The organism is Citrobacter sp. KTE30 (assembly GCF_000398825.1).
GTDB lineage: Bacteria > Pseudomonadota > Gammaproteobacteria > Enterobacterales > Enterobacteriaceae > Citrobacter > Citrobacter freundii.
The window spans coordinates 17764-41067 of record NZ_KB976056.1 but is presented as its reverse complement, the minus strand read 5'-3'; the positions used below and the strand labels follow the sequence as shown (position 1 = coordinate 41067).

Annotated in this window: 34 protein-coding genes; 31 read left to right on the top strand and 3 right to left on the bottom strand. The window is 51.5% G+C overall.

The features are described from left to right. Positions 1-6: 6 nt before the first annotated feature. Complete coding sequence (locus WC1_RS03130; protein ID WP_016151085.1) at positions 7-1497, top strand: nicotinate phosphoribosyltransferase; 1491 nt, start codon at positions 7-9, stop codon at positions 1495-1497. A 109-nt stretch (positions 1498-1606) separates the two neighbouring features. Here WC1_RS03130 and WC1_RS03135 read toward each other — a convergent pair whose 3' ends face one another. Beyond that, on the bottom strand, positions 1607-3508 hold the full coding sequence (locus WC1_RS03135) for an ABC transporter ATP-binding protein (RefSeq protein ID WP_003847948.1): 1902 nt from the start codon (positions 3506-3508) through the stop codon (positions 1607-1609). 132 nt (positions 3509-3640) lie between these two features. Between WC1_RS03135 and kefG the strand changes: the two genes are divergently transcribed. From kefG to slyD, 4 genes are all read left to right on the top strand, one after another. After that, complete coding sequence (gene kefG / locus WC1_RS03140) at positions 3641-4192, top strand: glutathione-regulated potassium-efflux system ancillary protein KefG (RefSeq protein WP_003023629.1); 552 nt, start codon at positions 3641-3643, stop codon at positions 4190-4192. Continuing rightward, positions 4192-5997: a glutathione-regulated potassium-efflux system protein KefB gene (gene kefB, locus WC1_RS03145; protein WP_003023630.1), complete on the top strand. Its 1806-nt coding sequence runs from the start codon at positions 4192-4194 to the stop codon at positions 5995-5997. The genes kefG and kefB overlap by 1 nt, the downstream gene beginning before the upstream one ends. Positions 5998-6006: 9 nt before the next feature. Continuing rightward, positions 6007-6207 (top strand): YheV family putative zinc ribbon protein, encoded by a 201-nt coding sequence (locus WC1_RS03150; protein ID WP_003023632.1) that lies wholly within the window; start codon positions 6007-6009, stop codon positions 6205-6207. A 94-nt stretch (positions 6208-6301) separates the two neighbouring features. Then, positions 6302-6907 (top strand): peptidylprolyl isomerase, encoded by a 606-nt coding sequence (gene slyD / locus WC1_RS03155; protein ID WP_003023634.1) that lies wholly within the window; start codon positions 6302-6304, stop codon positions 6905-6907. A 198-nt stretch (positions 6908-7105) separates the two neighbouring features. On the opposite strand, the gene WC1_RS03160 is transcribed toward slyD, so the two are convergent. Then, positions 7106-7324, bottom strand: a complete 219-nt coding sequence (locus tag WC1_RS03160; protein ID WP_003023639.1) for a protein SlyX — start codon at positions 7322-7324, stop codon at positions 7106-7108. A gap of 232 nt (positions 7325-7556) precedes the next feature. Between WC1_RS03160 and fkpA the strand changes: the two genes are divergently transcribed. The 11 genes from fkpA to bfr all read left to right on the top strand — a co-directional run bounded on the left by fkpA (position 7557) and on the right by bfr (position 15764). Continuing rightward, entirely contained in the window at positions 7557-8375 is an 819-nt protein-coding gene (gene fkpA / locus WC1_RS03165) for an FKBP-type peptidyl-prolyl cis-trans isomerase (RefSeq protein ID WP_003023641.1), read from the top strand. A gap of 167 nt (positions 8376-8542) precedes the next feature. Continuing rightward, complete coding sequence (locus tag WC1_RS03170; protein WP_003023643.1) at positions 8543-9265, top strand: helix-turn-helix transcriptional regulator; 723 nt, start codon at positions 8543-8545, stop codon at positions 9263-9265. Continuing rightward, positions 9265-9651 carry a sulfurtransferase complex subunit TusD gene (tusD, locus tag WC1_RS03175; RefSeq protein WP_003023646.1) on the top strand — a complete coding sequence of 129 codons (387 nt, stop codon included), beginning with the start codon at positions 9265-9267 and terminating at the stop codon, positions 9649-9651. The genes WC1_RS03170 and tusD overlap by 1 nt, the downstream gene beginning before the upstream one ends. Beyond that, on the top strand, positions 9651-10010 hold the full coding sequence (tusC, locus tag WC1_RS03180) for a sulfurtransferase complex subunit TusC (RefSeq protein ID WP_003837966.1): 360 nt from the start codon (positions 9651-9653) through the stop codon (positions 10008-10010). Before tusD ends, tusC begins: the two co-directional genes overlap by 1 nt. 7 nt (positions 10011-10017) lie before the next feature. Next, positions 10018-10305, top strand: a complete 288-nt coding sequence (tusB, locus tag WC1_RS03185; RefSeq protein ID WP_003023651.1) for a sulfurtransferase complex subunit TusB — start codon at positions 10018-10020, stop codon at positions 10303-10305. Between the two features lie 125 nt (positions 10306-10430). Then, on the top strand, positions 10431-10805 hold the full coding sequence (gene rpsL, locus WC1_RS03190) for a 30S ribosomal protein S12 (RefSeq protein WP_003023654.1): 375 nt from the start codon (positions 10431-10433) through the stop codon (positions 10803-10805). A 95-nt stretch (positions 10806-10900) separates the two neighbouring features. Next, entirely contained in the window at positions 10901-11371 is a 471-nt protein-coding gene (gene rpsG, locus WC1_RS03195; RefSeq protein ID WP_003023657.1) for a 30S ribosomal protein S7, read from the top strand. 96 nt (positions 11372-11467) lie between these two features. Further along, on the top strand, positions 11468-13582 hold the full coding sequence (gene fusA / locus WC1_RS03200) for an elongation factor G (protein WP_003023659.1): 2115 nt from the start codon (positions 11468-11470) through the stop codon (positions 13580-13582). Positions 13583-13651: 69 nt separating this feature from the next. Further along, the gene (gene tuf, locus WC1_RS03205) at positions 13652-14836 is read left to right on the top strand and encodes an elongation factor Tu (protein WP_003031109.1); all 1185 of its coding nucleotides are present in this window, start codon (positions 13652-13654) and stop codon (positions 14834-14836) included. A 185-nt stretch (positions 14837-15021) separates the two neighbouring features. After that, positions 15022-15216 (top strand): bacterioferritin-associated ferredoxin, encoded by a 195-nt coding sequence (gene bfd, locus WC1_RS03210; protein ID WP_003031111.1) that lies wholly within the window; start codon positions 15022-15024, stop codon positions 15214-15216. Between the two features lie 71 nt (positions 15217-15287). Continuing rightward, positions 15288-15764: a bacterioferritin gene (bfr, locus tag WC1_RS03215; RefSeq protein WP_003031113.1), complete on the top strand. Its 477-nt coding sequence runs from the start codon at positions 15288-15290 to the stop codon at positions 15762-15764. Here the strand turns inward: bfr and WC1_RS03220 are convergent. Beyond that, positions 15761-16228: a prepilin peptidase gene (locus WC1_RS03220; protein WP_003845247.1), complete on the bottom strand. Its 468-nt coding sequence runs from the start codon at positions 16226-16228 to the stop codon at positions 15761-15763. The two genes, bfr and WC1_RS03220, sit on opposite strands and share 4 nt — an antisense overlap. Before the next feature lie 379 nt (positions 16229-16607). On the opposite strand from WC1_RS03220, the gene rpsJ reads away from it, so the two are divergent. The 15 genes from rpsJ (at position 16608) to rpsN (ending at position 23298) form a co-directional block, all read left to right on the top strand. Continuing rightward, a complete protein-coding gene (gene rpsJ, locus WC1_RS03225; protein ID WP_001181005.1) occupies positions 16608-16919 on the top strand; it encodes a 30S ribosomal protein S10 in 312 nt (103 codons plus the stop codon). 32 nt (positions 16920-16951) lie between these two features. After that, positions 16952-17581, top strand: a complete 630-nt coding sequence (rplC, locus tag WC1_RS03230) for a 50S ribosomal protein L3 (protein ID WP_003031117.1) — start codon at positions 16952-16954, stop codon at positions 17579-17581. Between the two features lie 10 nt (positions 17582-17591). Next, a complete protein-coding gene (rplD, locus tag WC1_RS03235) occupies positions 17592-18197 on the top strand; it encodes a 50S ribosomal protein L4 (protein WP_003031119.1) in 606 nt (201 codons plus the stop codon). Then, positions 18194-18496, top strand: a complete 303-nt coding sequence (rplW, locus tag WC1_RS03240) for a 50S ribosomal protein L23 (protein WP_000617546.1) — start codon at positions 18194-18196, stop codon at positions 18494-18496. Before rplD ends, rplW begins: the two co-directional genes overlap by 4 nt. A gap of 17 nt (positions 18497-18513) precedes the next feature. After that, positions 18514-19335 (top strand): 50S ribosomal protein L2, encoded by an 822-nt coding sequence (rplB, locus tag WC1_RS03245; protein WP_000301869.1) that lies wholly within the window; start codon positions 18514-18516, stop codon positions 19333-19335. Positions 19336-19351: 16 nt separating this feature from the next. Next, complete coding sequence (gene rpsS / locus WC1_RS03250) at positions 19352-19630, top strand: 30S ribosomal protein S19 (protein WP_001138115.1); 279 nt, start codon at positions 19352-19354, stop codon at positions 19628-19630. Between the two features lie 14 nt (positions 19631-19644). After that, on the top strand, positions 19645-19977 hold the full coding sequence (gene rplV / locus WC1_RS03255) for a 50S ribosomal protein L22 (protein ID WP_000448832.1): 333 nt from the start codon (positions 19645-19647) through the stop codon (positions 19975-19977). Between the two features lie 17 nt (positions 19978-19994). Then, positions 19995-20696 carry a 30S ribosomal protein S3 gene (rpsC, locus tag WC1_RS03260; protein WP_000529945.1) on the top strand — a complete coding sequence of 234 codons (702 nt, stop codon included), beginning with the start codon at positions 19995-19997 and terminating at the stop codon, positions 20694-20696. 12 nt (positions 20697-20708) lie between these two features. Continuing rightward, complete coding sequence (gene rplP, locus WC1_RS03265; protein WP_000941208.1) at positions 20709-21119, top strand: 50S ribosomal protein L16; 411 nt, start codon at positions 20709-20711, stop codon at positions 21117-21119. Continuing rightward, positions 21119-21310, top strand: coding sequence for a 50S ribosomal protein L29 (gene rpmC / locus WC1_RS03270; RefSeq protein WP_000644742.1), 192 nt, complete (start codon positions 21119-21121; stop codon positions 21308-21310). Before rplP ends, rpmC begins: the two co-directional genes overlap by 1 nt. After that, positions 21310-21564, top strand: coding sequence for a 30S ribosomal protein S17 (gene rpsQ, locus WC1_RS03275; RefSeq protein ID WP_003031120.1), 255 nt, complete (start codon positions 21310-21312; stop codon positions 21562-21564). Before rpmC ends, rpsQ begins: the two co-directional genes overlap by 1 nt. A 163-nt stretch (positions 21565-21727) precedes the next feature. Next, positions 21728-22099: a 50S ribosomal protein L14 gene (gene rplN / locus WC1_RS03280; protein WP_000613954.1), complete on the top strand. Its 372-nt coding sequence runs from the start codon at positions 21728-21730 to the stop codon at positions 22097-22099. A 10-nt stretch (positions 22100-22109) separates the two neighbouring features. Next, a complete protein-coding gene (rplX, locus tag WC1_RS03285) occupies positions 22110-22424 on the top strand; it encodes a 50S ribosomal protein L24 (RefSeq protein WP_003031122.1) in 315 nt (104 codons plus the stop codon). Between the two features lie 14 nt (positions 22425-22438). Continuing rightward, positions 22439-22978, top strand: coding sequence for a 50S ribosomal protein L5 (rplE, locus tag WC1_RS03290; protein WP_003031123.1), 540 nt, complete (start codon positions 22439-22441; stop codon positions 22976-22978). A 14-nt stretch (positions 22979-22992) separates the two neighbouring features. Further along, the gene (gene rpsN, locus WC1_RS03295) at positions 22993-23298 is read left to right on the top strand and encodes a 30S ribosomal protein S14 (protein ID WP_003031125.1); all 306 of its coding nucleotides are present in this window, start codon (positions 22993-22995) and stop codon (positions 23296-23298) included. Positions 23299-23304: the final 6 nt, after the last annotated feature.

Below are 23304 nucleotides of genomic sequence, written 5' to 3'. Positions count from 1 at the left end.
CTGATTATGAAAATGAATCCAATTTTAGCTATCGACGGCTACAAAGTGTCTCACCGCGTTCAGTATCCGCAGGGCACCCGTCGCGTATATTCCAACTTTACCCCACGCAGCGATCGCTTTTTCTCCTCGCCGTTGGCGGATGGCAAACTGGTATTTTTTGGCCTGCAGGGTTTTTTGCAGTGGTTTTTAGTCGACCTGTTTAATGAGGCGTTTTTTGCCCGTCCGGAAGACGAGGTTGTCAGCGAATATAAACAGGTCATGGACAGCTATCTCGGCAAAGATGCGGTGGCGGTGGATCATATCCGCGCCCTGCATCAGTTGGGCTATCTGCCGTTGCACATCAAAGCGCTGGATGAAGGCAGCAAAGTTCCGATGGCGGTACCGGTCTTAACCATTATCAACACCAAACCCGAGTTTTTCTGGCTGGTGAATTACCTGGAGACAATCCTGTCGGCGGAATTGTGGAAAGCGTCGACAAACGCCACGATTGCTCACCATTACCGTAAAATCTGCGCACGCTGGGCACAGAAAACCTGTAGCGACCTGACGCATCTTGACTTCCAGTGCCATGACTTTTCATTTCGCGGTATGTCCGGATTACAGGACACCATGCAGGCGGGCAGTGGGCATTTGTTGAGCTTTAAAGGGACCGACAGTATTCCATCTCTGTTGTACGCCCGCGATTACTACACCGACGGCGAGCCCTATTTTATCGGCGCCAGTATTCCAGCTACTGAACACAGCGTGATGTGTATGGGCGAGCGCGAGCATGAGATTGAAACCTTCCGCCGCCTGATTGCCGATCTCTACCCGCAAGGATTTGTATCGATAGTATCTGATACCTGGGACTACTGGCAGGTGCTGACGGAATATACCCGCGAACTGAAGAGCATCATTCTGGCGCGTGAAGGTCGTGTGGTATTCCGTCCGGATAGCGGCAACCCGGTAGAGATTCTGTGCGGTACTGGCGAAGATAACGATACAAGCAGCGATCGTACCGCTCAGGAGAAAGGGTCCGTGGAAGTGCTGTGGGAGATTTTTGGCGGCACGATTAACGCTAAAGGTTACAAGGTGCTCGACCCGCATGTTGGACTGATTTATGGCGACTCCATCACCCTTGAGCGGGCGAATGAGATCCTGCGTCGTCTGGAAGCGAAAGGATTTGCCAGTTCAAACGTCGTGTTTGGCGTCGGTTCCTTTACCTACCAGTACAACACGCGTGACACCTTCGGTTTTGCGATGAAAGCGACGTGGGGAGAAGTCGACGGCAAAGGCCGGACGATTTTCAAAGAGCCGAAAACCGATAATGGCCTGAAGCGTTCAGCCCGTGGTCTGCTTCGCGTCACACGTGATGAGCAAGGGGAACTGCGTCTGCATGATGAACAGACTTGGGAGCAAGAGCAGGAAGGGGAGCTGAAAACCCGTTTTCTCAACGGCAAGCTGTTTAACTGCGAGCATTTCGAAGAAATCCGCCAGCGTCTGGCGATGCAACGCTAAGCTGGGCTTTTGCCGGATGGCGGCTTTGCCTTATCCGGCCTACGGGCAGCAGGCCGCACGCTTTATGTAGGCCGGATCAGACGCGCCAGCGTCGCCATCCGGCAAAACCTTACTCACCCAACATCTGCTCAAGTTGTTCCTGAGCGTCCAGCCAGGCCATTTCACACTCTTCCAGCCCGGATTTCGCACTGGCCTGCTGCTGCAGACAAGCGGTGAGTTCGGCTTTGCGGCTTTGGTCGTACAGTTCGCTGTCGCCGAGTTTCTCTTCCGCCTGAGCTAACTGTGCGTGCAGTTTCTCCATCTCTTTTTCCAGACGGGTGATCTCTTTGCGCAGCGGTTGCGTCAGAGTGCGCAGTTCCGCTTCACGACGCTTCTGGTCTTTACGAGCCTGGGCGCTGTTAACGCTCTCTTTCGCCGGTTCGTCGCTCTGATTTTCCTGTTTCTGGACATCGCTCAGCCACTGCTGATAATCCTCCAGATCGCCATCAAACGGCTCGACTTTCTTGTCGTGTACCAGATAGAGGTCGTCGGTGGTGGAGCGGATCAGGTGACGGTCGTGCGAGACGACAACCAGCGCGCCTTCAAAATCGATCAGCGCTTCGGTCAGCGCCTGACGCATATCTAAGTCCAGGTGGTTGGTCGGTTCATCGAGCAGCAGCAGGTTCGGGCGCTGCCAGACGATCAATGCCAGCACCAGACGCGCCTTTTCACCACCGGAGAAGCGGCGAGTCTCTTCGCTGACTTTATCGCCCTGGAAGCCGAATCCACCCAGGTAGTCTCGTAGTTTCTGCTCCAGCTCCTGCGGCGCCATGCGTGCCAGATGCTGAATTGGTGATTCATCGGCGCGTAAAAACTCCAGCTGGTGCTGCGCGAAGTAGCCCAGCTTGATGCCTTTCGCCAGGCCAATCTCGCCGCTGATGGGGGCCAGTTCGCCGGCCAGCAGCTTAATCAGCGTCGATTTACCCGCGCCGTTGCGACCGAGCAGACCGATGCGGGAACCCGGCACCAGGTTCAGTTTGATCGAATCGAGAATGACGCGATCGCCGTAGCCAGCGCTGACCTTTTCCATCTTCAGCAGCGGGTTTGGCAGGCTTTCCGGTTCACGGAAGCTGAAGTGGAACGGGTTGTCCACGTGCGCTGGGGCAATCAGCTCCATGCGTTCCAGCATTTTGATACGACTCTGCGCCTGTTTTGCTTTCGTTGCTTTAGCGCGGAAACGATCGATATAGCTTTGCAGATGTGCCACGCGCTCCTGCTGGCTTTCGTACATTGCCTGTTGCTGCGCGAGGCGGGTCGCACGCTGTATTTCAAACGCGCTGTAGTTGCCGGTGTACTCGAACATGGTTTGCTGTTCGATATGAATAATTTTATCCACCACCGGATCGAGGAAGTCGCGGTCGTGGGAGATCAAGATCAGCGTGCCCTGATAGCTTTTCAGCCATCTTTCCAGCCAGATCACCGCGTCGAGATCGAGGTGGTTGGTAGGTTCATCGAGCAGTAGCAGGTCTGAACGGCAAATCAGTGCCTGGGCCAGGTTGAGGCGCATACGCCAGCCACCGGAGAAGTCGCTGACCGGCCGTTCAAGCTGTTCGTTGGAGAAACCGAGGCCATGCAGCAGGCTGGCGGCGCGTGAACGCACGGTCCAGGCATCGATGGCATCCAGCTTGCCATGGACAGTGGCAATGGCATGTCCATCGTTACGTTCGTTGGCGTCGTTCAACTGCGCTTCCAGTTGACGATATTCGCGGTCGCCGTCAATGACGTACTCCAGCGCGGGCTGTGGCAACGCAGGCGTTTCCTGATTCACCCACGCGAGCTGCCAGTTTCCCGGATAGGTAAATCCTCCAGCGTCGGCGCTGAGTTCATTTTTCAGCAATGCCAGCAGGGTAGATTTACCACAGCCATTTTTACCCACCAGGCCAACCTTCTGCCCTGGATTAATGGTGGCCGTGGCATTGTCCAGCAAGACGCGCACGCCGCGACGAATTTGTAACGATGAGAAAACAATCATAAGGCGCCGTATGTTCAGACTATGTTAATTTATCATTATGATAATGTAATGTGCGGGCCGTTTGCCGCACCGAGGCGCAATGGTAGCCCAAAACGTCGAAAATAGACAAAAGACAAAACCGGGAGGGGGATGATGTTCCAGCCAGCGAAAGTCTTGCTGCTGTATGCCCATCCGGAATCTCAGGACTCGGTCGCGAACCGTGTTCTGCTTAAACCGGCCATGCAGCTCAGCAATGTTACCGTGCACGACCTTTACGCGCACTATCCTGATTTTTTTATCGATATTCCGCATGAACAGGCGCTGCTGCGTGAGCATGATGTGATCGTTTTTCAGCATCCGCTTTACACCTATAGCTGTCCGGCGCTGTTAAAGGAGTGGCTTGACCGCGTACTGAGCCGCGGATTTGCCAGCGGTCCCGGAGGGAATCAACTGGCGGGAAAGTACTGGCGTAGCGTTATCACTACCGGAGAACCGGAAAGTGCCTACCGCTATGACGCGCTAAACCGTTATCCAATGAGCGATGTGCTGCGCCCTTTCGAGCTGACGGCCGGTATGTGCCGCATGCACTGGATGAGCCCTATTATCGTTTACTGGGCCAGAAGGCAAACGAAGCAGGAGCTGGACAGCCATGCGAAAGCGTATGGTGACTGGCTGGCGAATCCGATCCCTGTGGGAGGCCGCTGATGGAAGGTTCAGATTTGTTGACAGCCGGAGTGTTGTTTCTCTTCGCGGCGGTGGCGGCGGTACCGTTGGCGTCCAGGTTGGGTATCGGTCCGGTGTTGGGTTACTTGCTGGCGGGTATTGCCATCGGCCCGTGGGGATTAGGGTTCATCAGCGATGTGGATGAAATCCTGCACTTTTCCGAGCTGGGCGTGGTTTTTCTGATGTTCATCATTGGGTTGGAACTTAATCCGGCCAAGCTTTGGCAACTGCGGCGTTCAATTTTTGGCGTCGGCGCCGCGCAGGTGATGCTGAGCGCGGTGGTGCTGGCCGGATTATTGATGCTCACTGCGTTCTCCTGGCAGGCGGCAGTGGTTGGGGGCATTGGTCTGGCGATGTCATCGACCGCGATGGCGCTGCAGTTGATGCGTGAGAAAGGCATGAACCGCAGTGAATCCGGGCAGTTGGGTTTTTCGGTGCTGCTGTTTCAGGATCTGGCGGTGATCCCTGCGCTGGCGCTGGTTCCGCTGCTGGCGGGGTCTGCTGACGAACATTTTGACTGGATTAAAGTGGGAATGAAGGTGCTGGCCTTTGCCGGCATGCTGATTGGCGGGCGCTATTTGCTGCGTCCGGTTTTCCGCTTTATTGCGGATTCTGGCGTGCGGGAAGTGTTCACCGCTGCCACGCTGCTATTGGTGCTGGGTTCTGCTTTATTTATGGATGCGCTGGGGCTGTCAATGGCGCTGGGAACGTTTATCGCGGGTGTGCTGCTGGCGGAAAGTGAATACCGACATGAGCTGGAAACGGCAATCGATCCGTTCAAGGGACTGTTGCTCGGGCTGTTTTTTATCTCCGTTGGCATGTCGCTCAATCTCGGCGTGCTCTACACCCATATTCTGTGGGTGGCAGCGAGCGTGATCGTGCTGGTGGTCGTTAAAATGCTGGTGCTGTATGTACTGGCGCGTCTTAACGGCATGAGAAGCTCTGAACGGATGCAATTTGCCGGGGTTTTAAGTCAGGGCGGTGAATTCGCTTTCGTGCTGTTTTCAACGGCATCCTCGCAACGGCTGTTTCAGGGCGACCAAATGGCGTTGCTGCTGGTGACCGTCACGCTGTCGATGATGACCACGCCGCTGGTGATGAAGCTGATTGATAAATGGCTCTCCCGCCAGTTTAACGGCACGGATGAGGAAGACGAAAAACCCTGGGTGGAAGATGATAAACCGCAGGTGATTGTGGTGGGGTTTGGGCGTTTTGGTCAGGTTATTGGTCGCCTGTTGATGGCCAATAAAATGCGTATTACCGTCCTGGAGCGAGATATCAGCGCGGTGAATCTGATGCGCAAATATGGCTATAAGGTCTACTACGGTGACGCCACTCAGGTGGAACTGTTGCGCTCCGCAGGGGCAGAGGCGGCACAGTCTATTGTTATTACCTGTAATGAGCCTGAAGACACAATGAAACTGGTGGAACTGTGCCAACAGTATTTTCCGCATTTGCATATTCTTGCGCGAGCGCGCGGACGTGTAGAGGCGCATGAGTTATTACAGGCCGGTGTGACGCAGTTTTCCCGCGAAACGTTCTCCAGTGCGCTGGAGTTGGGGCGTAAAACGCTGGTTACACTGGGGATGCATCCGCACCAGGCCCAGCGTGCTCAGCTGCATTTCCGTCGGCTGGATATGCGCATGCTGCGGGAACTGATCCCCATGCATACCGATACGGTACAAATCTCTCGAGCAAGGGAAGCACGGCGCGAGCTGGAGGAAATTTTCCAACGAGAGATGCAGCAAGAGCGACGTCAGCTGGATGGCTGGGATGAATTTGAGTAGAGGATAATCATGGCAATTCGTAAACGTTTTATCGCAGGCGCAAAATGTCCGTCCTGCCAGTCGCAGGATACGCTGGCGATGTGGCGTGAAAATAATATCGATATTGTTGAGTGTGTTAAGTGCGGTCATCAGATGCGGGAAGCCGATAAAGAGGCGCGCGAGCACGTTCGCAAAGAAGAGCAAGTGATCGGGATTTTTCATCCGGACTAGCGATATGGCGCAGCTTTTTTTAAGCTAGAGGGTACACAGGTGCAGAATTCCGCTACAATCTGCGCCACTATTCTTTCCATGCTCAGGAGATATCATGAAAGTAGCAAAGGACCTGGTGGTCAGCCTGGCCTATCAGGTACGTACAGAAGACGGTGTGTTGGTTGATGAGTCTCCGGTGAGTGCACCGCTGGACTACCTGCATGGTCACGGTTCCCTGATTTCTGGCCTGGAAACAGCGCTGGACGGTCATGAAGTTGGCGACAAATTCGATGTTGCTGTTGGCGCAAACGACGCATACGGTCAGTACGACGAAAACCTGGTGCAGCGCGTTCCTAAAGACGTCTTTATGGGCGTTGACGAACTGCAGGTTGGCATGCGTTTCCTGGCTGAAACTGACCAGGGTCCAGTACCGGTAGAAATTACCGAAGTGGAAGACGACCACGTTGTGGTTGACGGTAACCACATGCTGGCTGGCCAGAATCTGAAATTCAACGTAGAAGTTGTTGCTATCCGCGAAGCGACCGAAGAAGAACTGGCTCACGGCCACGTTCACGGTGCGCACGGTCACGACCACGATCATGACCACGGTCATGACGGTTGCTGCGGTGGACACGGCCACGACCATGGTCACGAGCACGGCGGCGAAGGCTGCTGCGGCGGTGGCGGTAAAGGTAACGGCGGCGGCTGCGGTTGCCACTAATACCCTTCGTCTTTCAACCCACAGCGGTGTTGGCTGCGCTTTCGAATCCTGGTCACATAGTTATCTATGCTCCCAGGACTTCCTCAAGCTTGCCGCCTTGCTGTGATTTGAAATCCTTTGGGTATATGTGAGTAGATCCGATAAGCGTTAGCGCTTTCGGACACAAAAAAAGCGGGGATATCCCCGCTTTTTTACGTCTCAATAATGTGGCGGAGGGGTCTCTTCAGATTGCGACGCGATGTGGGACGGTTGCGTTGCTTTGAGCTTTTCCGTCAGCAGACGCAGATGGTCGCGCAGTTTGGCCATTTCCAGTTCATGCGCGGTCACCGTCACGTTGAGCTCTTCAATGGTTATCTCCTGAAATGCCAGGCGACTTTCCAGTTCAGCCAGGCGAGTTTCCATTGTTGTATCCTGCATGATTCACCTCTTTCTTTTTTCTCCGGCAGATCGCGGACTGCGGCGAATTCTACTTAACTTTGCCTGTTTGCACAGCACTCAATCTTCGGTAACGAAACTAATTTAAACAAAAAGAGTCTGAAAAGTGGTGATAATAGGGCGTGCCTGTATGTTGATTTGTTCTGCAACGCTTTATAGTACATTTTTATGTTAGTTAACCCTGGGGTGAGATGCCCCGGCCCTGGAGATATGGATGAAATCACTGTTTAAAGTAACGCTGCTGGCGACCACAATGGCTGTTGCTCTGCATGCCCCGATCACCTTCGCTGCTGATGCTGCGAAACCAGCCGCTACTGCTGACAGCAAAGCAGCATTCAAGAATGACGACCAAAAAGCCGCTTACGCGCTGGGCGCGTCCCTGGGTCGTTATATGGAAAACTCTCTGAAAGAGCAGGAAAAGCTGGGCATCAAACTGGATAAAGATCAGCTGATCGCTGGTGTTCAGGATGCGTTTGCAGACAAGAGCAAACTGTCTGACCAGGAAATCGAACAAACTCTGCAGGCGTTTGAAGCGCGCGTGAAGAGCTCCGCTCAGGCAAAAATGGAAAAAGACGCGGCTGACAACGAAGCCAAAGGTAAAGTTTACCGCGAGAAATTTGCTAAAGAGAAAGGCGTTAAAACCTCGGCTACTGGCCTGGTCTACAAAGTAGAGAAAGAAGGTACCGGCGCTGCACCGAAAGACAGCGATACCGTGGTTGTTAACTACAAAGGTACGCTGATCGATGGTAAAGAGTTTGATAACTCTTATACCCGTGGTGAGCCGCTCTCTTTCCGTCTTGACGGCGTGATCCCGGGCTGGACTGAAGGCCTGAAAAACATCAAGAAAGGCGGCAAAATCCAGCTGGTTATCCCACCGGATCTGGCTTACGGCAAAACGGGCGTTCCGGGCATTCCGGCTAACTCTACGCTGGTCTTTGATGTTGAACTGTTAGACATCAAACCGGCACCGAAAGCTGACGCGCAGCCAGATGCTGCACCGGCAGATAAAGCTGCAGACAGCAGCAAAAAATAAGCTAACAGAAACCGCCGCCCACAGGGCGGCGGTTTTTTATTATCGACAGGATATAATTAATACTGGAAAGCGCCTTGTGCGCTGTATTACTTTAGATGCCCCTATAATAGTGATGAGCCTGCCCTGACAACATAACGACAGGCTCCTGAAAAGGAGTGCTTTTTTTCATGTCCAGGTCGCTTTTAACCAACGAAACCAGTGAGCTAGATTTGCTGGATCAACGTCCTTTCGATCAAACCGACTTCGATATCCTCAAATCCTACGAAGCGGTAGTGGACGGGTTGGCGATGCTCATTGGTTCCCATTGTGAAATCGTATTGCACTCTTTGCAGGATTTGAAATGCTCGGCCATCCGCATTGCTAACGGTGAACACACGGGCCGTAAAATTGGCTCACCGATTACCGACCTTGCGTTGCGTATGCTGCATGATATGACGGGTGCGGATAGCAGCGTGTCGAAGTGTTACTTCACACGTGCGAAAAGCGGTGTCTTGATGAAGTCGGTGACGATTGCCATTCGCAACCGTGAGCATCGCGTGATTGGTCTGCTGTGCATCAACATGAACCTTGATGTCCCTTTCTCGCAGATAATGAATACCTTTATCCCACCGGAAACCCCGGAAGTGGGCTCTGCCGTCAACTTCGCTTCTTCGGTGGAAGATCTGGTTACCCAGACGCTGGAATTCACAATCGAAGAAGTGAATGCCGATCGCAATGTTTCCAACAACGCGAAGAACCGCCAGATCGTCCTGAATTTGTATGAGAAAGGCATCTTCGATATTAAAGATGCCATCAACCAGGTCGCCGATCGGCTGAACATCTCCAAACATACGGTCTACCTCTATATTCGTCAGTTCAAAAGTGGCGATTTCCAGGGGCAAGATAAGTAATGCGTTTTGCCATCATGGTGACGGGGCCAGCGTACGGCACGCAGCAGGCGAGCAGCGCGTTGCAATTTGCTCATGCGCTACTCAAAGAAGGGCATGAGCTAAGCAGCGTTTTTTTCTATCGTGAAGGTGTGTATAACGCCAACCTACTCACTTCGCCTGCCAGTGATGAATACGATCTGGTACGGGCCTGGCAACAGCTGAACCAACAGCATGGTGTAACACTGAATATTTGCGTGGCTGCGGCGTTGCGACGCGGCGTGGTTGATGAGACTGAGGCAAAGCGGCTGGGGCTGGCAGGAGCTAATTTACAATCAGGTTTTAACCTCAGCGGGCTTGGTTCGTTGGCTGAGGCATCCCTGACCTGCGATCGCGTGGTGCAATTCTGATGAAACGTGTTGCTTTTGTCTTTTCTACCGTGCCGCACGGCAGCGCATCTGGCCGTGAAGGGTTAGATGCATTGCTGGCGACCTCTGCATTAACGGAAGACCTCGGCGTGTTTTTTATCGGTGATGGCGTCTTTCAAATCCTTCAGGGACAGCAACCGGATGCCGTGCTGGCGCGAGACTATATCGCGACCTTCAAACTGTTAGGGTTGTACGATATCGATCAATGTTGGCTCTGCGCTGCCTCATTACGCGAGCGGGGCCTTCAGCAGGGGAGTAATTTTGTGATCGATGCGACAGCGCTTGAACCGGAAGATTTACGCCGTGAGTTAGGCAACTATGACGTCATTTTAAGGTTTTGAGACTCTCATGCTGCACACACTACATCGCTCCGCGTGGCTTACCGATTTCTCCTCTCTTCTTCGTCTGATTGATAAAGACGATGAACTTTTATTGCTCCAGGATGGCGTGACGGCAGCAATCGAAGGAAGCCGTTTCCTTGAAAGTCTGCAAAATGCCTCCATTAAGGTCTATGTACTGGAAGAAGACATTAAGGCTCGCGGGTTGAGCGGTCAAATTTCAGACAGTGTCGTCAGGGTTAGCTATACTGACTTCGTCAGACTTACGGTGAAGCATCCCAGCCAGATGTCCTGGTAATTGTGGGATCGTTGTATATTTCTTGACACCTTTTCGACACCGACCTAAAATTCTGCGTCCTCATATTGTATGAGGTCGTTTTATTACGTGTTTACGAAGCAAAAGCTAAAACCAGGAGCTATTTAATGGCAACAGTTAACCAGCTGGTACGCAAACCACGTGCACGCAAAGTTGCAAAAAGCAACGTGCCTGCACTGGAAGCATGCCCGCAGAAACGTGGCGTATGTACTCGTGTATATACTACCACTCCTAAAAAACCGAACTCCGCACTGCGTAAAGTATGCCGTGTTCGTCTGACTAACGGTTTTGAAGTGACTTCCTACATCGGTGGTGAAGGTCACAACCTGCAGGAGCACTCCGTGATCCTGATCCGTGGCGGTCGTGTAAAAGACCTCCCGGGTGTTCGTTACCACACCGTTCGTGGTGCGCTTGACTGCTCCGGCGTTAAAGACCGTAAGCAATCACGCTCCAAGTATGGCGTGAAACGTCCTAAGGCTTAATGGTTCTCCGTTAAGTAAGGCCAAACGTTTTATATTAATGTCAAACTAAACTCTTAGAGTTTTGGACAATCCTGAATTAACAACGGAGTATTTCCATGCCACGTCGTCGCGTCATTGGTCAGCGTAAAATTCTGCCGGATCCGAAGTTCGGATCAGAACTGCTGGCTAAATTTGTAAATATCCTGATGGTAGATGGTAAAAAATCTACTGCCGAAACTATCGTATACAGCGCGCTGGAGACCCTGGCTCAGCGTTCTGGTAAAAACGAACTGGAAGCTTTCGAAGTAGCTCTCGAAAACGTGCGCCCGACTGTCGAAGTTAAGTCTCGCCGCGTTGGTGGTTCTACTTATCAGGTACCAGTTGAAGTCCGTCCGGTCCGTCGTAATGCTCTGGCAATGCGTTGGATCGTTGAAGCTGCTCGTAAACGCGGTGATAAATCCATGGCTCTGCGCCTGGCGAACGAACTTTCTGATGCTGCAGAAAACAAAGGTACTGCAGTTAAGAAACGTGAAGACGTTCACCGTATGGCAGAAGCCAACAAGGCGTTCGCACACTACCGTTGGTAATCCCTTCGGAGTTTTAGTCACCAGGCGGGCGCTTCTAGTAAGCAGCCCGCTTTGGGCTACTTAAATTGAACGCCTAAAAGATAAACGAGGAATCAAATGGCTCGTACAACACCCATCGCGCGCTACCGTAACATCGGTATCAGTGCGCACATCGACGCCGGTAAAACCACTACTACCGAACGTATTCTGTTCTACACCGGTGTAAACCATAAAATCGGTGAAGTTCATGACGGCGCAGCCACCATGGACTGGATGGAGCAGGAGCAGGAACGTGGTATTACTATCACCTCCGCAGCGACTACTGCATTCTGGTCTGGTATGGCTAAGCAGTATGAACCGCATCGCGTAAACATCATCGACACCCCGGGGCACGTTGACTTCACTATCGAAGTAGAACGTTCCATGCGTGTGCTTGATGGTGCAGTAATGGTTTACTGCGCAGTTGGTGGTGTTCAGCCTCAGTCTGAAACCGTATGGCGTCAGGCAAACAAATATAAAGTTCCGCGCATTGCGTTCGTTAACAAAATGGACCGTATGGGTGCGAACTTCCTGAAAGTTGTTGGTCAGATCAAAACCCGTCTGGGCGCGAACCCTGTTCCGCTGCAGCTGGCAATTGGCGCTGAAGAAGCGTTCACCGGTGTTGTTGACCTGGTGAAAATGAAAGCCATCAACTGGAACGAAGAAGATGCAGGCGTAACCTTCACTTATGAAGATATCCCGGCTGACATGCAGGAACTGGCTGAAGAATGGCACCAGAACCTGATCGAGTCCGCTGCAGAAGCTTCAGAAGAGCTGATGGAGAAATACCTGGGTGGTGAAGAACTGACTGAAGAAGAGATCAAAAAAGCTCTGCGTCAGCGTGTTCTGAACAACGAAATCATCCTGGTAACCTGTGGTTCTGCGTTCAAGAACAAAGGTGTTCAGGCGATGCTGGATGCGGTAATTGATTACCTGCCATCCCCAGTAGACGTACCTGCGATCAACGGTATTCTGGACGACGGTAAAGATACTCCTGCTGAGCGTCATGCTAGCGATGACGAGCCGTTTGCTGCTCTGGCATTCAAAATCGCTACCGACCCGTTCGTGGGTAACCTGACCTTCTTCCGCGTGTACTCTGGTGTGGTTAACTCCGGTGACACCATCCTGAACTCCGTGAAAACTGCACGTGAACGTTTCGGCCGTATCGTACAGATGCACGCTAACAAACGTGAAGAGATCAAAGAAGTTCGCGCGGGCGATATCGCTGCTGCTATCGGTCTGAAAGACGTGACCACTGGTGACACTCTGTGTGACCCGGATCACCCGATCATTCTGGAACGTATGGAATTCCCTGAGCCGGTAATTTCCATCGCGGTAGAACCGAAAACCAAAGCTGACCAGGAAAAAATGGGTCTGGCTCTGGGCCGTCTGGCTAAAGAAGACCCGTCATTCCGCGTATGGACTGACGAAGAATCTAACCAGACCATTATCGCTGGTATGGGTGAGCTGCACCTCGACATCATCGTTGACCGTATGAAGCGTGAATTCAACGTTGAAGCGAACGTCGGTAAACCTCAGGTTGCTTACCGTGAAGCGATTCGCGCGAAAGTTACCGATATCGAAGGTAAACACGCTAAGCAGTCTGGTGGTCGCGGTCAGTACGGTCATGTTGTTATCGACATGTACCCGCTGGAGCCGGGTTCAAACCCGAAAGGCTACGAGTTCATCAACGACATCAAAGGTGGTGTAATTCCTGGCGAATACATCCCGGCCGTTGATAAAGGCATCCAGGAACAGCTGAAATCTGGCCCGCTGGCTGGTTACCCGGTTGTTGATCTGGGCGTGCGTCTGCACTTCGGTTCTTACCATGACGTTGACTCCTCTGAGCTGGCGTTTAAACTGGCCGCTTCTATCGCCTTCAAAGATGGCTTTAAGAAAGCGAAACCAGTTCTGCTTGAGCCTATCATGAAGGTTGAAGTAGAGACTCCGGAAGAGAACACCGGTGACGTAATCGGTGACTTGAGCCGCCGTCGTGGTATGCTTCGTGGTCAGGAATCCAACGTCACTGGCGTTGTTATCCATGCTGAAGTTCCGCTGTCTGAAATGTTCGGATATGCAACCCAGCTGCGTTCTCTGACCAAAGGCCGTGCTTCTTACTCCATGGAGTTCCTGAAGTACGACGATGCGCCGAACAACGTTGCTCAGGCCGTTATTGAAGCCCGTGGTAAATAATCCACAGGATTAAAACCTAAGTCCCGTGCTCTCTCCATAGGGGAGAGCACTATAGTAAGGAATATAGCCGTGTCTAAAGAAAAATTTGAACGTACAAAACCGCACGTTAACGTCGGCACCATCGGCCACGTTGACCACGGTAAAACTACCCTGACCGCTGCAATCACTACCGTACTGGCTAAAACCTACGGCGGTGCTGCTCGTGCATTCGACCAGATCGATAACGCGCCGGAAGAAAAAGCTCGTGGTATCACCATCAACACTTCTCACGTTGAATATGACACCCCGACTCGCCACTACGCACACGTAGACTGCCCGGGCCACGCCGACTATGTTAAAAACATGATCACCGGTGCTGCGCAGATGGACGGCGCGATCCTGGTTGTTGCTGCGACTGACGGCCCGATGCCGCAGACTCGTGAGCACATCCTGCTGGGTCGTCAGGTAGGCGTTCCGTACATCATCGTGTTCCTGAACAAATGCGACATGGTTGATGACGAAGAGCTGCTGGAACTGGTAGAAATGGAAGTTCGTGAACTTCTGTCTCAGTACGATTTCCCGGGCGACGACACTCCGATCGTTCGTGGTTCTGCTCTGAAAGCGCTGGAAGGCGAAGCAGAGTGGGAAGCGAAAATCATCGAACTGGCTGGCTTCCTGGATTCTTACATCCCAGAACCAGAGCGTGCGATTGACAAGCCGTTCCTGCTGCCTATCGAAGACGTATTCTCCATCTCCGGTCGTGGTACCGTTGTTACCGGTCGTGTAGAGCGCGGTATCATCAAAGTTGGTGAAGAAGTTGAAATCGTTGGTATCAAAGAGACTGCTAAGTCTACCTGTACTGGCGTTGAAATGTTCCGCAAACTGCTGGACGAAGGCCGTGCTGGTGAGAACGTTGGTGTTCTGCTGCGTGGTATCAAACGTGAAGAAATCGAACGTGGTCAGGTACTGGCTAAGCCGGGCTCTATCAAGCCGCACACCAAGTTCGAATCTGAAGTGTACATTCTGTCCAAAGACGAAGGCGGCCGTCATACTCCGTTCTTCAAAGGCTACCGTCCGCAGTTCTACTTCCGTACTACTGACGTGACTGGTACCATCGAACTGCCGGAAGGCGTAGAGATGGTAATGCCGGGCGACAACATCAAAATGGTTGTTACCCTGATCCACCCGATCGCGATGGACGACGGTCTGCGTTTCGCAATCCGTGAAGGCGGCCGTACTGTTGGTGCGGGCGTTGTTGCTAAAGTAATGAGCTAATTATTGATTAATTAGCTTTGAGCTTAAAAAGGGCGCTTCGGCGCCCTTTTTGCTGCCTGCAATTTAGTAGCTGTCATATTTATTCGCATTTTTTATTCATTCTCCCACCGCGTAAATAGCGCTGTGCTATTGTAATCATAACTATTCTCATTTACACTTTGCGCAGAAATTGAACGGGAGCGATCATGTACGTTTGTTTGTGTAATGCGATAAGTGATAAAAAAATACGTCAGGCTGTTCGCCAGTTTCACCCTCAGTCCTTTCAGCAATTACGTAAATTTATTCCTGTAGGAAATCAATGCGGTAAGTGCATTCGTGCTGCCCGTGAAGTCATGCAGGATGAATTAACGCAAATGCCAGAATTTAAAGAGATCGCCTAAGTCACACTCTTTTTTTTGACATCCCTGTAGCCCCATCTACGCTCTAAGAGTGGAAGCGGAGGGACTATAAAATGAAAGGTGATGTTAAAATCATAAATTATCTCAATAAACTATTGGGAAATGAGCTTGTCGCGATCAACCAGTATTTTCTCCATGCTCGTATGTTTAAAAACTGGGGACTGACTCGCCTCAATGATGTTGAGTACCATGAATCTATCGATGAGATGAAACACGCTGATAAATATATCGAGCGTATTTTATTCTTAGAAGGGCTCCCGAACTTGCAGGATCTTGGCAAGTTGGGTATTGGCGAAGACGTTGAAGAGATGCTGCAATCCGATCTTCGACTCGAGTTGGATGGGGCGAAAGATCTGCGTGAAGCCATTGCCTATGCCGATAGCGTTCATGATTATGTCAGCCGGGACATGATGATCGAGATCCTGACTGAAGAAGAAGGGCATATTGACTGGCTCGAAACTGAGCTGGACCTGATTGCAAAACTTGGCTTGCAAAATTATCTGCAATCGCAAATTAAAGTCAGTGACTAACCGCCCTGTATCAGATTTACCCAGCCAATAACGAAACCCGCAGCCGCCAGATATGGCCCAAAAGGCAGCGGGTTTTTTAGCATCTGTCTCCCGTAACGGACGCAAGAAATCCCGGTGAGACAACATGCCATGCCCGCGGCAAGTAAAACCAACAGTGGCAATGATTCCCAGCGATGCCATGCGCCCAGTGCGGCAAGAAATTTGACATCACCAAAGCCTAATCCTTCCTGTCGGCATATCAAACGATACCCCCAGTAGAACAAAGCAAATACCCCATAGCCCGCTATGGCACCCCAAAGTGCGTCGGATAACTGTGCAGGTCTGCAGCACTGATGATAAATAAGACCGCCCCACAAAAGAGGGCAGGTAAATTTGTCGGGCAGCAACCCGGTACGCAGGTCATGGACTAAGAGCAACCCTGATAGCGAAACATAAATCAGCAGAAAGGGGAGGTCGATGTACATGGGCAAATCTCATTTGGTAAAGAGTTTACCTTCGGGTAAGCACGCCGGCCCTACAAGTCCGGGATGTGAGTTATGGATGCTCTCTTCCAAGGAAAACGCGTTGCATCACAGGACATACAATCAGAGTGGAAGGAGGCCCGCATTTATGAACGAGTGATTAATTTCTACGCGGCACTTGCTTAAGACTGAGATTTACGTATAATGCGCGGGCTTGTCTAATATTGACAGCGGTTCGATATGAGCCACCGGTACTGCGAAAGCAATACCAGACAATGTTCCCAATCGGGGAACTCTGTAAGAACGGTTACACTCTCCCATCAATCGTAATGGGTTTGAGGAGTAACTATTTCGTCTATAAAATAATTGGAGCTCTGGTCTCATGCAGAACCAAAGAATCCGTATCCGTTTGAAAGCGTTTGATCATCGTCTGATCGATCAATCAACCGCGGAAATCGTCGAGACTGCCAAGCGCACTGGTGCGCAGGTTCGTGGTCCGATCCCGCTGCCGACCCGCAAAGAGCGTTTCACCGTTCTGATCTCCCCGCACGTCAACAAAGACGCGCGTGATCAGTACGAGATCCGTACTCACAAGCGTCTGGTTGACATCGTTGAGCCAACTGAAAAAACCGTTGATGCTCTGATGCGTCTGGACCTGGCTGCCGGTGTAGACGTGCAGATCAGCCTGGGTTAATCAGGTCATCGAGCGATTGAGAGGTTGATACAATGATTGGTTTAGTCGGTAAAAAAGTGGGTATGACCCGCATCTTCACTGAAGATGGCGTATCTATCCCAGTAACCGTTATCGAAGTTGAAGCAAACCGCGTTACTCAGGTTAAAGATCTGGCTAACGATGGCTATCGCGCTGTTCAGGTTACCACCGGTGCTAAAAAAGCTAACCGCGTAACTAAGCCGGAAGCTGGCCACTTTGCTAAAGCTGGCGTAGAAGCTGGCCGCGGCCTGTGGGAGTTCCGTCTGGCAGATGGTGAAGAATACACCGTTGGTCAGAACATTAGCGTTGAACTGTTTGCTGACGTTAAAAAAGTTGACGTAACCGGTACCTCTAAAGGTAAAGGTTTCGCTGGTACCGTTAAGCGCTGGAACTTCCGTACCCAGGACGCTACTCACGGTAACTCCTTGTCTCACCGCGTTCCGGGTTCTATCGGTCAGAACCAGACTCCGGGCAAAGTGTTCAAAGGCAAGAAAATGGCAGGTCAGCTGGGCAACGAACGTGTAACCGTTCAGAGCCTGGACGTAGTACGTGTTGACGCTGAGCGCAACCTGCTGCTGGTTAAAGGTGGTGTTCCGGGTGCGACCGGTTGCGACCTGATCGTTAAACCAGCTGTGAAGGCGTAAGGGGATAGCAATGGAATTAGTATTGAAAGACGCGCAGAGCGCGCTGACTGTTTCCGAAACTACCTTCGGTCGTGATTTCAACGAAGCGCTGGTTCACCAGGTTGTTGTTGCTTATGCAGCTGGTGCTCGTCAGGGTACTCGTGCTCAGAAGACTCGTGCTGAAGTAACTGGTTCAGGCAAAAAGCCGTGGCGCCAGAAAGGTACCGGCCGTGCGCGTTCAGGTTCTATCAAGAGCCCGATCTGGCGTTCAGGTGGCGTGACCTTCGCTGCTCGTCCACAGGACCACAGTCAAAAAGTTAACAAAAAGATGTACCGCGGCGCGCTGAAAAGCATTCTGTCCGAACTGGTACGTCAGGATCGTCTGATCGTTGTCGAATCATTCTCTGTAGAAGCGCCTAAAACTAAGCTGCTGGCACAGAAACTGAAAGACATGGCTCTGGAAGATGTGCTGATCATCACCGGTGAGCTGGACGAAAACCTGTTCCTGGCTGCGCGCAACCTGCACAAGGTTGACGTACGCGATGCAACTGGTATCGACCCGGTTAGCCTGATCGCCTTCGACAAAGTCGTAATGACTGCTGATGCTGTTAAGCAAGTTGAGGAGATGCTGGCATGATTCGTGAAGAACGTCTGCTGAAAGTGCTGCGCGCACCGCACGTTTCTGAAAAAGCGTCTACTGCGATGGAAAAAACTAACACCATCGTTCTCAAAGTTGCTAAAGACGCGACCAAAGCAGAAATCAAAGCTGCTGTGCAGAAACTGTTTGAAGTCGAAGTCGAAGTCGTTAACACCCTGGTAGTTAAAGGGAAAGTTAAACGTCACGGACAGCGTATCGGTCGTCGTAGCGACTGGAAAAAAGCTTACGTCACCCTGAAGGAAGGCCAGAATCTGGACTTCGTCGGCGGCGCTGAGTAAGTCGGAGGAGTAATACAATGGCAGTTGTTAAATGTAAACCGACATCTCCGGGTCGTCGCCACGTTGTTAAAGTGGTCAACCCAGAGCTGCACAAGGGCAAACCTTTTGCTCCGCTGGTTGAAAAAAACAGCAAATCCGGTGGTCGTAACAACAATGGCCGTATCACCACTCGTCACATCGGTGGTGGTCACAAGCAGGCTTATCGTATTGTTGACTTCAAACGCAACAAAGACGGTATCCCGGCAGTTGTTGAACGTCTTGAGTACGATCCGAACCGCTCCGCGAACATCGCGCTGGTTCTGTACAAAGACGGTGAACGCCGTTACATCCTGGCCCCTAAAGGCCTGAAAGCTGGCGACCAGATTCAGTCTGGCGTTGATGCTGCAATCAAAGCAGGTAACACCCTGCCGATGCGCAATATCCCGGTTGGTTCTACCGTTCATAACGTAGAAATGAAACCAGGTAAAGGCGGTCAGCTGGCACGTTCCGCTGGTACTTACGTTCAGATCGTTGCTCGTGATGGTGCTTATGTCACCCTGCGTCTGCGTTCTGGTGAAATGCGTAAAGTCGAAGCAGACTGCCGTGCAACTCTGGGCGAAGTTGGCAATGCTGAGCATATGCTGCGCGTTCTGGGTAAAGCAGGTGCTGCACGCTGGCGTGGTGTTCGTCCTACCGTTCGCGGTACTGCGATGAACCCAGTCGACCACCCACATGGTGGTGGTGAAGGTCGTAACTTTGGTAAGCACCCGGTAACTCCGTGGGGCGTTCAGACCAAAGGTAAGAAGACCCGCAGCAACAAGCGTACTGATAAATTCATCGTACGTCGCCGTAGCAAATAATTTTAGAGGATAAGCCATGCCACGTTCTCTCAAGAAAGGTCCTTTTATTGACCTGCACTTGCTGAAGAAGGTAGAGAAAGCGGTGGAAAGCGGAGACAAGAAGCCCCTGCGCACTTGGTCCCGTCGTTCAACGATCTTTCCTAACATGATCGGTTTGACCATCGCTGTCCATAATGGTCGTCAGCACGTTCCGGTATTTGTTTCCGACGAAATGGTCGGTCACAAACTGGGTGAATTCGCACCGACTCGTACTTATCGCGGCCACGCTGCTGATAAAAAAGCGAAGAAGAAATAAGGTAGGAGGAAGAGATGGAAACTTTAGCTCAACATCGCCATGCTCGTTCTTCTGCTCAGAAGGTTCGCCTTGTTGCAGACCTGATTCGCGGTAAGAAAGTGTCGCAGGCTCTGGATATTCTGACCTACACCAATAAGAAAGCGGCTGTACTGGTTAAGAAAGTCCTGGAATCTGCCATTGCTAACGCTGAACACAACGATGGCGCTGACATTGACGATCTGAAAGTTACGAAAATTTTCGTAGACGAAGGCCCGAGCATGAAGCGCATTATGCCGCGTGCAAAAGGTCGTGCAGATCGCATCCTGAAGCGCACCAGCCACATTACTGTGGTTGTGTCCGATCGCTGAGACTCTGGAGACTAGCAATGGGTCAGAAAGTACATCCTAATGGTATTCGCCTGGGTATTGTAAAACCATGGAACTCAACCTGGTTTGCGAACACCAAAGAATTCGCTGACAACCTGGACAGCGATTTTAAAGTACGTCAGTACCTGACTAAGGAACTGGCTAAAGCGTCTGTATCTCGTATCGTTATCGAGCGTCCGGCTAAGAGCATCCGTGTGACCATTCACACCGCTCGCCCGGGTATCGTTATCGGTAAGAAAGGCGAAGACGTAGAAAAACTGCGCAAAGTCGTAGCGGATATTGCTGGCGTTCCTGCTCAGATCAATATCGCCGAAGTGCGTAAGCCTGAACTGGACGCAAAATTGGTTGCTGACAGCATCACTTCTCAGCTGGAACGTCGTGTTATGTTCCGTCGTGCTATGAAGCGTGCTGTACAGAACGCAATGCGTCTGGGCGCTAAAGGTATCAAAGTTGAAGTTAGCGGCCGTCTGGGCGGCGCGGAAATCGCACGTACCGAATGGTACCGCGAAGGTCGCGTACCTCTGCACACTCTGCGTGCTGACATCGACTACAACACCTCTGAAGCGCACACCACTTACGGTGTAATCGGCGTTAAAGTGTGGATCTTCAAAGGCGAGATCCTGGGTGGTATGGCTGCTGTTGAACAACCGGAAAAACCGGCTGCTCAACCTAAAAAGCAGCAGCGTAAAGGCCGTAAATAAGGAGCGTCGCTGATGTTACAACCAAAGCGTACAAAATTCCGTAAAATGCACAAAGGCCGTAACCGCGGTCTGGCTGCTGGCGCGGATGTTAGCTTCGGCAGCTTCGGTCTGAAAGCTGTTGGCCGTGGTCGTCTGACTGCCCGTCAGATCGAAGCAGCACGTCGTGCTATGACCCGTGCAGTTAAGCGTCAAGGTAAGATCTGGATCCGTGTATTCCCGGACAAACCGATCACTGAAAAGCCGCTGGCAGTGCGTATGGGTAAAGGTAAAGGTAACGTGGAGTATTGGGTTGCCTTGATTCAGCCGGGTAAAGTCCTGTATGAAATGGACGGCGTACCGGAAGAGCTGGCCCGTGAAGCATTCAAGCTGGCAGCAGCGAAACTGCCGATTAAAACCACCTTTGTAACTAAGACGGTGATGTAATGAAAGCAAAAGAGCTGCGTGAGAAGAGTGTTGAAGAGCTGAACACCGAGCTGCTGAATCTGCTGCGTGAGCAGTTCAACCTGCGTATGCAGGCTGCAAGTGGCCAGCTGCAACAGTCTCACCTGTTGAAGCAAGTGCGTCGTGACGTCGCACGCGTTAAGACTTTACTGACTGAGAAGGCGGGTGCGTAATGACCGATAAAATCCGTACTCTGCAAGGTCGCGTTGTTAGCGATAAAATGGAGAAATCCATCGTTGTTGCTATCGAACGTTTTGTGAAACACCCGATCTACGGTAAATTCATTAAGCGTACGACCAAACTGCACGTACATGACGAGAACAACGAATGCGGTACTGGTGACGTGGTTGAAATCCGCGAATGCCGTCCGCTGTCCAAGACTAAGTCCTGGACGCTGGTTCGCGTTGTAGAGAAAGCCGTTCTGTAATACAGTAGGCATTCTCAACGAATAAACGGCTCAGCGATGAGCCGTTTATTTTTTCTACCCATATCGTTGAAGCGGTGTTATAATGCCGCGCCCCCGATATGGGGCTTTTTTAACGACCTGATTTTCGGGTCTCAGTAGTAGTTGACATTAGCGGAGCACTAAAATGATCCAAGAACAGACTATGCTGAACGTCGCCGACAACTCCGGTGCACGTCGCGTAATGTGTATCAAGGTTCTGGGTGGCTCGCACCGTCGCTACGCAGGCGTCGGCGATATCATCAAGATCACCATCAAGGAAGCAATTCCGCGTGGTAAGGTCAAAAAAGGTGATGTGCTGAAGGCGGTAGTGGTGCGCACCAAGAAGGGTGTTCGTCGCCCGGACGGTTCTGTCATTCGCTTCGATGGTAATGCATGCGTTATTTTAAACAATAACAGCGAGCAACCTATCGGTACGCGTATTTTTGGGCCGGTAACTCGTGAACTTCGTAACGAGAAGTTCATGAAAATTATCTCTCTGGCACCAGAAGTACTCTAAGGAGCGAATCATGGCAGCGAAGATCCGTCGTGATGACGAAGTTATCGTGTTAACCGGTAAAGATAAAGGTAAACGCGGTAAAGTTAAGAATGTCCTGTCTTCCGGCAAGGTCATTGTTGAAGGTATCAACCTGGTTAAGAAACATCAGAAGCCGGTTCCGGCCCTGAACCAACCAGGCGGCATCGTAGAGAAAGAAGCAGCTATTCAGATCTCTAACCTTGCTATCTTCAACGCGGCAACCGGCAAGGCTGACCGTGTAGGCTTTAGATTCGAAGACGGCAAAAAAGTCCGTTTCTTCAAATCTAACAGCGAAACTATCAAGTAATTTGGAGTAGTACGATGGCGAAACTGCATGATTACTACAAAGACGAAGTAGTCGCTAAACTCATGACTGAGTTTAACTACAATTCTGTCATGCAAGTCCCTCGGGTCGAGAAGATCACCCTGAACATGGGTGTTGGTGAAGCGATCGCTGACAAGAAACTGCTGGATAACGCAGCAGCTGACCTGACAGCAATCTCCGGTCAAAAACCGCTGATCACCAAAGCACGCAAATCAGTTGCAGGCTTCAAAATCCGTCAGGGCTATCCGATCGGCTGTAAAGTAACTCTGCGTGGCGAACGCATGTGGGAGTTCTTTGAGCGCCTGATCACTATTGCTGTTCCACGTATCCGTGACTTCCGTGGCTTGTCCGCTAAGTCTTTCGACGGTCGTGGTAACTACAGCATGGGTGTCCGTGAGCAGATCATCTTCCCAGAAATCGACTACGATAAAGTCGACCGCGTGCGTGGTTTGGATATTACCATTACCACTACTGCGAAATCTGACGAAGAAGGCCGTGCTCTGCTGGCTGCCTTTGACTTCCCGTTCCGCAAGTAAGGTAGGGTTACTGAATGGCTAAGCAATCAATGAAAGCACGCGAAGTAAAGCGCGTAGCTTTAGCTGATAAGTACTTCGCAAAACGCGCTGAACTGAAAGCTATTATCTCTGATGTGAACGCGACCGACGAAGATCGTTGGAACGCAGTTCTCAAGCTGCAGTCTCTGCCGCGTGATTCCAGCCCGTCCCGTCAGCGTAACCGCTGCCGTCAAACAGGTCGTCCGCATGGCTATGTGGGCAAGTTCGGGTTGAGCCGTATCAAACTGCGTGAAGCCGCCATGCGCGGTGAAGTACCAGGCTTGAAAAAGGCTAGCTGGTAATTACCA